9 protein-coding genes are annotated in these 11789 nt (G+C 69.0%); 6 read left to right on the top strand and 3 right to left on the bottom strand.

Annotation, left to right across the window (positions count from 1 at the left end; genetic code table 11):
- The first annotated feature begins 48 nt into the window (after window positions 1-48).
- Genes AC06FE_RS14710 through AC06FE_RS14700 form a run of 3 tightly spaced genes read left to right on the top strand, consistent with a single transcriptional unit; the run spans window position 49 to window position 2501 of the window.
- Window positions 49-1386: a histidine kinase gene (locus tag AC06FE_RS14710; protein ID WP_132865818.1), complete on the top strand. Its 1338-nt coding sequence runs from the start codon at window positions 49-51 to the stop codon at window positions 1384-1386.
- Window positions 1376-2149, top strand: a complete 774-nt coding sequence (locus AC06FE_RS14705; protein WP_132865817.1) for a LytR/AlgR family response regulator transcription factor — start codon at window positions 1376-1378, stop codon at window positions 2147-2149. The genes AC06FE_RS14710 and AC06FE_RS14705 overlap by 11 nt, the downstream gene beginning before the upstream one ends.
- Before the next feature lie 22 nt (window positions 2150-2171).
- On the top strand, window positions 2172-2501 hold the full coding sequence (locus AC06FE_RS14700) for a hypothetical protein (RefSeq protein WP_225591819.1): 330 nt from the start codon (window positions 2172-2174) through the stop codon (window positions 2499-2501).
- A gap of 73 nt (window positions 2502-2574) precedes the next feature.
- Here the strand turns inward: AC06FE_RS14700 and AC06FE_RS14695 are convergent, their stop codons facing one another.
- Window positions 2575-3177 (bottom strand): hypothetical protein, encoded by a 603-nt coding sequence (locus AC06FE_RS14695; RefSeq protein WP_132865816.1) that lies wholly within the window; start codon window positions 3175-3177, stop codon window positions 2575-2577.
- Window positions 3178-3498: 321 nt separating this feature from the next.
- Here AC06FE_RS14695 and AC06FE_RS14690 point away from each other — a divergent pair, with 321 nt between their 5' ends.
- Window positions 3499-4419 carry an oxygenase MpaB family protein gene (locus tag AC06FE_RS14690; protein WP_478073459.1) on the top strand — a complete coding sequence of 307 codons (921 nt, stop codon included), beginning with the start codon at window positions 3499-3501 and terminating at the stop codon, window positions 4417-4419.
- Between the two features lie 132 nt (window positions 4420-4551).
- Here AC06FE_RS14690 and AC06FE_RS14685 read toward each other — a convergent pair whose 3' ends face one another.
- Window positions 4552-6660, bottom strand: coding sequence for a M13 family metallopeptidase (locus AC06FE_RS14685; RefSeq protein ID WP_478073458.1), 2109 nt, complete (start codon window positions 6658-6660; stop codon window positions 4552-4554).
- A gap of 303 nt (window positions 6661-6963) precedes the next feature.
- Between AC06FE_RS14685 and AC06FE_RS14680 the strand changes: the two genes are divergently transcribed.
- On the top strand, window positions 6964-9912 hold the full coding sequence (locus tag AC06FE_RS14680) for a bifunctional diguanylate cyclase/phosphodiesterase (RefSeq protein WP_478073457.1): 2949 nt from the start codon (window positions 6964-6966) through the stop codon (window positions 9910-9912).
- 9 nt (window positions 9913-9921) lie between these two features.
- Here the strand turns inward: AC06FE_RS14680 and AC06FE_RS14675 are convergent, their stop codons facing one another.
- Window positions 9922-10809: a LysR family transcriptional regulator gene (locus tag AC06FE_RS14675; RefSeq protein ID WP_478073456.1), complete on the bottom strand. Its 888-nt coding sequence runs from the start codon at window positions 10807-10809 to the stop codon at window positions 9922-9924.
- A 107-nt stretch (window positions 10810-10916) separates the two neighbouring features.
- On the opposite strand from AC06FE_RS14675, the gene AC06FE_RS14670 reads away from it, so the two are divergent.
- Window positions 10917-11717 carry a dioxygenase family protein gene (locus tag AC06FE_RS14670; RefSeq protein WP_478073455.1) on the top strand — a complete coding sequence of 267 codons (801 nt, stop codon included), beginning with the start codon at window positions 10917-10919 and terminating at the stop codon, window positions 11715-11717.
- Window positions 11718-11789: the final 72 nt, after the last annotated feature.

Below are 11789 nucleotides of genomic sequence, written 5' to 3'. Positions count from 1 at the left end.
CGGGCGGCATTTATGCTCGACGCCAGTTCCCTGCCATCAGGTCCGATCATGTTCGCCAGCCTCTTCCTGGGTTTCCGCATCCTGTTGGCATGGGCGTTGACGCTCATCGCCGCCGGCTTCCTGTGGAGCGGGCTGTTCAGCGGGATGGACGAAGCGCCGGGCTGGATCTTCGGCCTGGCCGCGATGGCGCTGATGGTGTTCGCGCTGACCTCGATCGTCGGCCATGTGCGGCGCGTCGCGCTGGTCGCCGACCGCCTGGACGCGCAGACCCTGGCCAACCGCCACCGTCGCCAGGTCGAGCTGCCGATGGACGCGGCCACCGCCTTCGCCCTGCTGGAGCAGGTGATCGGCCAGATGCCGCGCATCGAGCACATGGAACGCTCGGTCGGCACCTTGCAGGTGCGCGCCACCCAGCGCCGCGCCGACCCCTATGGCGACCGTCCGCCATCGCGCTGGAACCCGCTGGCGCGGCTGGCGATCAAGCGCAACCAGATCACCGCCCGCGTCACCCCTGGCGCGGACACCAGCAGCGTCACCCTGCTGTTCGAACCCGATGCCGGGGCCTGGGTGGACCTGCTGCTGCTCGATGAAGGCAGCAACTACGAAAACGCCGATGCCGTGACCCATGCGCTCAGTGGCAAGGTCGCCGAGCTGCGCCGCGAGGAGCGGGAGCACGCCGCGCGCACCGAGGCCGAGAAGGAGCTCACCGTCGCCCGCCTCAATCTGCTGCATGCCCAGGTCGAGCCGCACTTCCTCTACAACACGCTGGCCAACGCACAGGTGCTGACCCGGGCCGATCCCGAGCGTGCCGAGCAGATGCTCGGCCACCTGATCCAGTACCTGCGCAGCTCGCTGCCGGGCATCGACCAGTCGGTGTCCACGCTGGGCCAGGAGCTGGAACGCGTGCAGGCTTACCTGGAGATCCTGCGCATCCGCATGGGCGCCCGGCTGGCCCTGCAGATCGACGTGCCCGAGGCGCTGCACGAGGTCAGCCTGCCGTCGATGTCGCTGCAGACCCTGGTCGAGAACGCGATCAAGCACGGCTTGGAGCCCAAGTCCGGCGGCGGCACGGTCTGGATCCTGGCGCGTGCGCTCGACGGCCAGTTGACCATCACCGTGGCCGACGACGGGCAGGGCATCAGCGCCCACACCGCCGGCACCGGCATCGGGCTGAAGAACCTGCGCGAGCGGCTGCGCCTGACCTGCGGCGAGCAGGCTGCGCTGGCGATGGTGTCCAACTTCCCCAGCGGCGTGGCCGCGACCATCAGCCTGCCGTACACGGGCAAGGCCCCGGCGCCGCCCACCCTGTCGATCGTGCCCGGCGTCGCATCGCCGGCCGGCGCACCGGTACTGCCGCCGCTGCCGGAGGTGCCACATGCGTCTTGATGCCCTGATCGCCGAGGACGAGCCGCTGCTGCGCCAGGCGCTGGTCGGGCAACTGCAGCGGCTGTGGCCGGAGTTGAACCTGGTGGCCGAGTGCGAGGACGGCGCGGCTGCCCTGGAAGCGCTGGAGAGCCAGCAACCGGATCTGGCCTTCCTGGACATCCGCATGCCCGGCGTCACCGGCATCGACGTCGCCCGCGCGTTGCAGACAGTGAGCCCGCAGACCCAGGTGGTGTTCGTCACCGCCTACGACCAGTACGCCATCGCCGCGTTCGAGCAGGGCGCGGTGGACTACCTGCTAAAGCCGGTCACCGACGAGCGCCTGCTGGCCACCCGCCAGCGCGTGCTGGCGCGACGCCAGGCCGGGCTGCCGGATCCCACCCTGCTGGAACGCCTGCTCAGGCAGCTGGCGCAGCAACCGAGCACGCCACAGGCGGCGCCGCCGCTGGCCTGGATCACCGCCAGCAACGGCCGCGAGACCCGCCTGGTGATGCTGGAGGACGTGCTGTATTTCCGCGCCGACAGCAAATACACCTCGGTGGTGACCGCCGATGAGGAACTGCTGCTGCGCAGTTCGCTGCGCGAGCTGGCCGAGGCGCTGGACCCCAACCGCTTCCGTCAGGTGCATCGCTCCACCATCGTCAACATGCAGGCGGTGGCATCGGTGAGCCGAGAGGATACCGGCCGCGGCGTGCTGCGCCTGAAGCACCGCAGCGAGACGCTGGTGGTCAGCCAACCCTTCATGAGTCTGTTCCGCGGCATGTAACGCCGCTGCCAGGAGAATCGCCATGCATTACCTGACCATGCTGTTGGGCAGCCTGTTGTCGATGCTGGGTTTCAGCGAGCCGCCGGGGCAGACCTCGGTCACCCGCATCAGCGGCGAGCACAGCCTGCTCAGCCGCACCACGGTGCGGCAGGACGTGGCCCGCTTCCAGTGCCTGCAGAGTGAAAGCGGTCGCTGCTTCTACCAGCTCTACCGCGAACAGTGCGCCGACGGGCAACGCGCCCAGGTGTGCAACCGCGAGGCGTTGATGGATTTCGCCGTGGTGGTGGGCTACACCCGCGAGATGACCGGGCTGCCGGATGGCTTCGCGCAGCAGGTGACGATCCACAAGTGACATCGCCGCGACGGGCGCGGCGATGGGGATGCAGGTTGCGTCGTCCCGGCGGGAGGACGCGGGCAGGGGCGGGCTAGAACGCCGGTTGCAGGCGCAGCCCGTCGTCGCCGATGTGGTTGAGTTCGCCGACCAGTTGCGAGTGCTGCCGCATGCGGCCCAGCTCGCGCATGATGCGGATGTCCTCGTGGCGCAGTTCGCGGCTGGCGGTGACGGCCTGCTTGTAGTCCAGCACCTCCGGATAATGCCTGGCCATGTCCAGTGCCTCGGCCACGTCGTCGACGCTGTCGGCGTCGGAGCTGATCCGGGCGCGGCTGTTGAAGGCCTTCATCCAGCGCTCGAAGCCGGCGGTGTGGTCGAACATGTTGGCCATGAACCAGATCACGAACAGGATCGACACCCACGAACCCAGCACGATCACGATGCGGGTGAAGGTGATATGGAAATCGTCACGCCACAGATAGTTGGTGATCAGCCCAAGGATCAGCAGCGAGGACGCCTGCCAGATCACGATCGAGGCCATCAGCCATTGGCACTTGGCCTTGGCAAGCAAGGACACTTCCTCACGGATCTGCTGGTCGCTCAACCCTTTCCAGTGTGCAACCTGTTTCTCGAACGGGCTGTTGTACAGCTCGTTGTCTTGCAGCAACAACCCCAAACCTTTGAACAACGCGATCATGGTGAGCTCCTTGCAGTAACTATCTGGAACGAGCGACGGATGCAGCGTGGAACGGTGAGGCAAGGCCAGTTCTAGCACTTTCACCACGCTTGGCAATGGGGAAAACGCGAAGATTCCGCGTCCGGCCACCGGCGGTGATCCGCCTGCGGGGCGGATTTTTGCAGCGCACCACGATGCAAGTAATGGAGCCGGAAGTTGAAATCCGGTCGGCGTGCTGCGCCCGCACATGGCACGTCCGCGGGCGGGCAGGGGGCCTTGCCACGCGGCTGTCACCGGCGCCGGACACGCCAGTTGCGCGGCTGCCCGGCTACGATAGCGGCCATGCTGCCCTTGTCCCGACGTGTCTCCACCGCTGCCACCGCCCAGATCCGCCGCTGGGTGCTTGATGCCTTCCCCCGCAACCAGAACGGCGTGGACTACGACGTGCCAGCCGGTGACCCGGGCTGGTTCGGCCCGGGCAGCGTCACCTGGCGTATTCATTCCGAGTTCCCGGGCATGCTGGCCGGCGGGCTGTGCGCCTTGATGCTGCAGTTGCTGCACCCGCGTGCGCTGGCCGGTGTCTATGACCACTCCAACTTCCGCCAGGACCTGGTCGGCCGGTTGCGGCGCACCACCAGTTTCGTGGCCGGCACCAGTTACGCACCGGCGGCGGAGGTGGACGCGCTCATCGCGCGGGTACGAAAGATCCATGCCCAGGTGGTCGGCACGTTGCCCGAGGGCAGCGCGTACACCGCCGAGGATCCCGAGCTGCTGACCTGGGTGCACGTGACCGAGGCCTATGGCTTCCTGGAAGGCTGCCGCCGGTACTGCCGTGACGTACCGCAGGCCATCGCCGACCGCTACTACGACGAATACCGGCGCGTGGCCGAGGCCCTGGGCGCACGTGATGTGCCGGCCAGCGAGGCGCAGGTGCAGGCGTACTTCGCCGCGCGGCAACCGCAGCTGCGGATGGACGAGCGCTCGCGCGAAGTGCTGGACGTACTCAGTGCGGTGCGCTTGCCGGTGCCGCTGCCGGGGGTGTCACGCGACATGTTCCTGGCCGCCGGCGCGGCGCTGTTGCCGGAGTGGGCGACGCGCCTGCTGGGCCGCAGCCGCGGCCAGCAGCTGCAGTCGGTGGTGGCCGCACGCGTGCTGCGCAGCGTCGCGCCGCTATTCCGGATCGCCCTGGATGATGGCATCTCCACGCGCGCCTGCCGGCGGGTGGGGGAGGACCCGGCGATCCTGATGCGCTGGCCGGCATAGGGGCAGAAGCAGAAGCGACCCCTCCCCAACCCTCCCCTTGGCTGCGCCAAAGGGGAGGGCTGGGGAGGGGTAAACGAAGCACGGGCGCCTCAGGCGCCCGTGCTTCGTACCGCATTCAAACCCAGCCGGCAGTTACCAGACCTTGACCCGCTTCTCCGGCGCCAGGTACAGCTTCTGGCCGTCCTTGACCTCGAACGCCGGGTACCACGCATCCAGGTTGCGCACGGTCAGCGCACGGAACTGGCCCGGCGCATGCACGTTGGTCAGCAGCGAGTTGCGCAGTGCCTGCTCGCGGGCCTTGCTGCGCCAGGCCTGGGCAAAGCCCAGGAAGAAGCGCTGGTCCGGGGTGAAGCCTTCCAGCGTTTGTTCCTGCTTGCCCTGCAGCGACAGCCGGTAGGCGTCGTAGGCGGTGGCCAGGCCGGCCACGTCGGCGATGTTCTCGCCCAGGGTCAGGCGGCCGTTGACGTGCACGCCGGGGAACGGCTCGTAGCTGTTGAACTGGGCGGCCAGCGCATCGCCGGCGGCGTTGAACTGCTTCAGGTCCTCGGCCGTCCACCAGTTGTGCAGCTTGCCGGTCTCGTCGAACAGGGCGCCGGCGTTGTCGAAGCCGTGGCTGATCTCATGGCCGATCACCGCGCCGATCGCGCCGTAGTTGATCGCGTCATCGGCCGCACCGTCGAAGAACGGCGCCTGCAGGATCGCCGCCGGGAACACCAGGCGGTTTTCCAGCGGCACGTTCATCGCGTTGATGGTCTGCGGCAGCATCGCCCATTCGTTGTGGTCCACTGGCTGGCCGAGCTTGGCGAGGTTGCGCCGGTACTCGAACAGCGAGGCGCGCTGCGCGTTGCCCAGCGCGTCGTCACGCTTGACTTCCAGCGCGCTGTAGTCGCGCCACTTGCTCGGGTAGCCCATGTCCACCTTCAGCCCGGCGACCTTGGCCTTGGCGTGGGCCTTGGTTTCCGGCGACATCCATTCCAGCGCATCGATGCGCTTGGCGAAGGCGGCGATGATGTTCCTGGCCATCTCGTCGGCACGGGCCTTGGTGGCCGGGTCGAAGTGGCGCTCGACGTAGATCTTGCCGACCGCTTCGCCGATGGCATCGTTGGTCTGGCCCACGGCGCGCTTCCAGCGCTCGCTCTGCTGCGGCGTGCCGCTCATGGCGGTGCCGTGGAAGGCGAAGTGGGCGTCGGCGAAGGCCTTGGGCAGGTACGGTGCGGCTTCGTCCAGCGCGTGGAAGGCCAGGTAGTCCTTCCAGGTGTCCAGCGGCTCGCTGGCCACCAGCTGGGACAGCCCGGCCACGGCCTTGGGCTGCCACACGATGAAATCCTGCTGCGCCGACAGGCCGGCCGCGTCGAGGAACGCCGCCCAGTCCATGCCCGGTGCCTTGGCGGCCAGGTCGGCCTGCTTCCAGGCGTTGGCGCCCTTCTGCACGTCGTTGGTTTCCTCCTGGGTGGCGTGGGCGCGGGCGATCCGGGTTTCCAGGGCGACGATGCGCGCGGCCTTGGCGGCGGCATCGGTGTCGCCGGACAGCGTCAGCAGCTGGGCCACGTAGCCTTCATAGGCCTTGCGCAGCTCGGCCATGCGGCCGTCCTGCAGGTAGAAGTCGCGGTCGGGCATGCCCAGGCCGCCCTGCACCAGGTACGGCGCGTTGCGGTCCGGCTGCATCAGGTCCACCGAAACCCATACGCCAAACAGGTGCGGCGTATAGAAATTGGTGGCGTTGAGCAGGTCCACGTCGGCGCGCAGGGTGCCGCCTAGGGCCTTGGCCAGGGCCTGCTTGTCGGCGATGCCGGCAATGGCCTGCAGCTGCGGCTGCACCGGCGCGGCGCCGCGTGCCTCGATGCCGGCCTCGTCCATGTAGGCGGCGTAGTAGTCGCCGATCTTGCGGGCTTCGCCGTCGCTGGCCTTGCCGGCTTCCTCCATGATCGCGCGGGTGTCGGCCAGGGTCTTCTCGGCGATCACGTTGAAGCTGCCGTAGTTGGAGCGGTCGGCCGGGATCTCGGTGCGCTTGACCCATTCGCCGTTGGCGAAGTCGAAGAAGTTGTCGCCGGCGGCGACAGCACGGTCCATGCCGGCGGCATCGAAGCCGAAGCTGCCCAGCTGCGGCTTGGCCGCCGCCGTCGCATCCGACGCGGACGGTGCCTGGCCTTCGGCCGCGGGCTGGGGGGCATCCTTGTTGCAGCCGCTGAGCGTGAGCGCAGCGCCGATGGCAAGCATCAGGAGGGAACGTTGCAGGACCATGGCAGATTCCGTGTCGGTGAAACCGCCAAGTCTAGAGCGGGTGGAGTGTGACCGGGAGTGCCCATTCTGGCCCTTGGCATCACCCGCCCGTATCAAAGTCCCGCTTAATATCGTGAACCCGTCTTCACGCCGCCGTGGTTGTGCTGCATGCTGTCGTGCGTTTGATGCATGCCGTGTCTGGGGAGACAACAGCTGCGAGGGGACCACCGGTCAATGGTGTTCGCTTGCCGACTCCCCCGTCGCCAACTTTCCTGGAATGCCCGTGATACCTGTGTGCCGACTGCCGCTGCGTTGGATGTCTCCGTGAGCCGGGGCGCCGTGCACCCGTTGCGGGTGATCGCCATCGCCGGCACGGCGGTGGCGGTGTTGCTGGCGGTCGGGCTGGTGATGATGCTGTGGAACGACCGCAGCACCCGCATCGAGGGCGCGCAGCGGCAGAGCATGGCACTGGCCTCGGGCAGCGAGCGCCTGATGCGGGCACAGCTGGTCACCCTGGAGCGGGCCCTGCGCGGTACCGCCAACGACGGCCGCGAGTTCTACCGGCAGGTGCCGGACAAGGCGGTGCAGCTGCTGGAGGCCAACATCCAGGGCGTGCTGTCGCGCAACCGCGACCTGGCCTCGATCACCCTGGTGGACGACCAGGGCATGGCGTTGTCGCAGGGGCAGGGCGATCCCACCCTGCACAGCTGGACGATCGCGCAGAACCGGCTGCTCAGCGGCGAGCTCTACATCGGCGCGCTGGAGGAACTGCCGGGCGGGCACTGGGTGGTGCGCACGGCACTGCCGATGCAGAACGGCCAGTGGCTGCTGGCGCGGGTACGGCTGGGCACCTTCCAGCAGGTGGTCAGCGGCCTGGACCTGGGCCGCGATGGCGTGGCGTCCATCGGCAACCGTTACGGCCAGCTGCTGGCGCACAGCCGTGACCCCGGCCTGGTGGGGCGGACGCTGCCGTCGCCGATGACCGTCCTGCCGCAGTCGGCCTCGGTGATCCCGCGCGGGGTGGTCCACAGCCCGTCGGACGGGCAGAAGCGCATCGCCGCGGTGAGCGTGCCGCTGGACTACCCGCTCACCCTGTATACCGCGCTGTCCTACCGCGAGGTGATGGCGCGCTGGTACGTGTTCCTGTACGCGGCCACCGGCCTGTACCTGGTCTACCTGATCGGCTTCGGCTTCCTGATGGGGCGCCTGCGCCGCAGCGCCTCGCACGAGCAGCAGTTGAACGAGGAACTGCAGGCCGGCGCCGCCGAACTGGCGCTGGCGCATGAAGTGGGCAAGGTCGGCACCTGGTCGATCCGCGGCGACGGGCGGACCCTGCACTGGTCGGCGCTGACCCAGCAGATGCTGGGCCTGGAGGGGCGCTCATCCACCCTCCAGGCGTTGTACGCGCGCGTGCATGGCGAGGACGTGGCGGTGCTGCGCGAGGTGCTCGATGCCGCCGGCGAAGGGCAGGGGGCGGTCAACGCCACGTTCCGGCTGCTGTTGGCCGATGGCTCGTTCCGCTGGCTGTCGGCGCGTGGCGACCAGGTCCGTGGCCCGAACGGCGGCGCCGCGCACCTGGCCGGCGCGGTGGTGGACATCAGCGAGCGGGTGCACGTGGAGGCCCGCGCGCAGGAGGCCGAGCGACAGTTCCGGCTGGTGTTCGACCGCAACCCCGCGCCGTTCTGGATCTTCGACATGGTCAACCTGCGCTTCCTGGAGGTGAACCAGGCGGCGATCGACCAATACGGCTATAGCCGCGAGGAGTTCCTGGGGATGTCGATCCTGGACATCCGCCCGCCCGAGGAATGGGACGAACTGCGCCAGACCATCCGCAGCATCAACAGTGGTGCGCCGCCGCCGCTGATCGCGCATGCCCATCTGCGCAAGGACGGCAGCAGCTTCATGGTGGTCGCGCACAGTGCACTGCTGGACTTCGCCGGGCGCAAGGCCTGCCTGGTGCTGGCCGAGGACGTCAGCCAGCGGCTGCGCTTCGAGAACGAGCTGGCGTACCGGGCCAGCCACCATTCCAGTACCGGCCTGTTGACCGTGCGCGCGCTGGGCGAGCGCCTGGACGGCGGCGCGCGCGGCTACACCATCGCCCACGTGCAGTTGCGCGGGCTGCAGATGATCACCGACACGCTGGGCCGCGAAGCCGGCGAGGATGCGCTGCGTGCGGTGTCGGTGCGGCTGGGGGGGCTGGCCGCACGCTATGGCCTGCTGGCGCACCAGCCGGCCGAGGATTTCGTCCTGGCCATCCTGGACCCGGCCGCCGCGCCCCTGGCGCTGGACGCACTGCAGGCGGCGGTGGCCGAACCGGTGCGAGGCCGCGACACCTTCCACCAGCTCGAGGCCCGCATCGGCGTGGCCAGCTGCCCGCGCGACGGCGAACTGGCCGAGCAGGTCATCGGCCGCGCGGCGCAGGCCGCCCATGCCGCGCGTGAAGGCGGGCTGGCGCTGGCGCGCTTCAGCCAGGCCATGGCCACCCGCTACACCGAACGCCTGCAGTTGGCCGGGCGCATCCACGTGGCCATCGACCGCGACGAGTTCGAGCTGCATTTCCAGCCGATCCGGCATGCCGCCGATGGCAGCCCGGTGGCATTGGAGGCGCTGCTGCGCTGGCCGCAGCCCGATGGCAGTTACATCCCGCCCGGCGACTTCATCCAGCTGTGCGAGGACACCGGCCTGATCATCGCGCTTGGCCGCTGGGTCACCCGCGCCGCGGCGCGGGCGCAGCGGCAGCTGGCCGATGCCGGCTGGGGCGAGCTGTCGGTCGCGGTCAACGTGTCGGCGGTGCAGTTCTTCAACACCGACCTGGCCGGCGAGTTCACCCACGCGGTGGAGGAGTACGGCCTGCGCCGTGGCGCGTTGCAGCTGGAACTGACCGAGAGCAGCCTGATGCGCAACCCAACCCAGGCGCTGCAGACCATGCAACGCCTGCACGAGAAGGGCATCCACATCTCGCTGGACGACTTCGGCACCGGCTTCTCGTCGATGTCCTACCTGCAGCACCTGCCGCTGGACGCGCTGAAGATCGACCGCAGTTTCGTCTCCGACGTGGAGACCAACCCGCGCAATGCCGCCATCTGCCGTGCGCTGCTGTCACTGGGCCACAGCATGGGCCTGTCGGTGATCGCCGAGGGCGTGGAGACCGAAGGGCAGTACCGCTGGTTGGCCGCGCATGGTTGTGACCAGGTGCAGGGCTACCTGCTGGGCCGGCCGATGGCGCTGGAGGCCCTGCTCGCCGCGCTCGGCGCGCCGGGTGACGCGGCCTGAGCGCCGGGGTCACGCCGGGCCAAGGCACTCCACCAGGTAGTCGATGAAGCTGCGCACCTTCGGTGCCAGGTGGCTGCGGCTGGCGTAGACCGCATGGATGCCGATCGGCGGCACGGTCCAGTCGCGCAGGATCGGTACCAGCTGGCCGCTGGCCAGCGCCGCGTCGATGATGAAGTCCGGTTGGGCGATGATGCCCATGCCGGCGATGGCTGCCTCGCGCAGCACCTCGCCGTTGTTGGCACGCATGCGCGGCACCACCGGGATGCTGACGTCCCCGTGCGGCCCCTGCAGCGTCCAGGCGTCCCCGGTGTCCGAATAGCTGTAGGCCAGGCAGCCGTGCTCGGCCAGGGCCTGCGGCGTGGCCGGCTCGCCGCGCCGGGCCAGGTAGGACGGCGCCGCGCACAGGATGATCCGCGCCTGCGACAGGCGCCGGGCGATCAGCGAGGGTGAGGGCTGGCGGGTGATGCGGATGGCCAGGTCGAAGCCTTCCTCGACCATGTCCACCAGGCGGTCGGACAGCGACAGGTCCAGTTCCACCTGCGGGTAGCGCGCGCTGTAACCGGGCAGCAGTGCCGCCAGGCGCGAGATGCCGTAGCTGACCGGCGCGTTGATGCGCAGCCGCCCGGCCGGCTGCAGGGCCTGCGCGCCGACCGAGGCTTCCAGCTCATCGAATTCGTTGAGCAGCTGCACACAGCGCTGGTAGTAGGTTGCCCCGGTGCTGGTCGGGCTGACCCGCCGGGTGGTGCGGTTGAGCAGGCGCGCGGACAGGCGCTTTTCCAGCGCGGCGATCTGCCGGGTCACCGCCGCGGTGGACAGGTTCAGGGCATCGGCAGCGGCACTGAAGCCGTTGCGCTCCACGACCGCGACGAAGACCCGCATGGCATCGATGGTGTCCATTATTTCCATCCCTGCAATAAAACGTTGATGTCGAGGCTATTTGTTGCCCCTTTGCCGCGCAATAAGCTGCGTCCCAACTTCTGTTCTTCCCACGCCGGGAGCCTGCCATGAATCGCCTGCCTTCGTTGTTCATCTCCCACGGTTCGCCGATGACGGCGCTGCAGCCGGGGCAGGTGGGACCGCGCCTGGCCGAACTGGCGGCGGGCCTGCAGCGACCGCGCGCCATCGTCATGGCCTCGGCGCACTGGCTGGGCCGGGCGCCGCTGGTCTCGGCGGCCCCGCAGCCGGAAACCATCCATGACTTCGGCGGCTTCCCCGAGCCGCTGTACCAGCTGCAGTACCCGGCCCCGGGTGCGCCGGCACTGGCGCAGGAGGTGGCCCAGCGCCTGGCCGATGCCGGGCTGCAGCCGGGCATCGACCCGCAGCGCGGCCTGGACCACGGTGCCTGGGTGCCGCTGCGCTACCTGTACCCGCAGGCTGACATCCCGGTGCTGCAGGTCTCGATCCAGCCGATGCTCGGCCCGCAGCACCAGTTCGCGCTGGGCCGCGCGCTGGCACCGCTGCGCGAGCAGGGCGTGCTGCTGATCGGCTCGGGCAGCATCACCCACAACCTGCATGACTGGCACAGCTACTCCGAGGCCAAGGAGGCCCCGTACGTGCGGCCGTTCATTGGATGGGTGGAGCAGAAGCTGGAGGCCGATGACCTGCCGGCCCTGTTCGATTACCGCCGCCAGGCCCCGTTCGCCGCACAGGCCCACCCGACCGATGAGCACCTGCTGCCGCTGTACTTCGCGATGGGTGCCGCCGGCGGTGACCAACTGGGCGCGCAGCGCATCGATGCCGGCATCGACCAGGGTTTCCTGGCGATGGACATCTACCGTTTCGATGGGGCCGACGCGGCCGCATAGGAGCGCCTTCAGGCGCGAAGTTCACCCTCGCGGCACCCGCGCGGGCATCGGTGATTGCACGCCGCACCGGTT

Source organism: Stenotrophomonas sp. Steno-C18, assembly GCF_056393195.1.
Note: the sequence above shows the minus strand (reverse complement) of the source record. Positions and strands in the feature narration are given on the sequence as shown.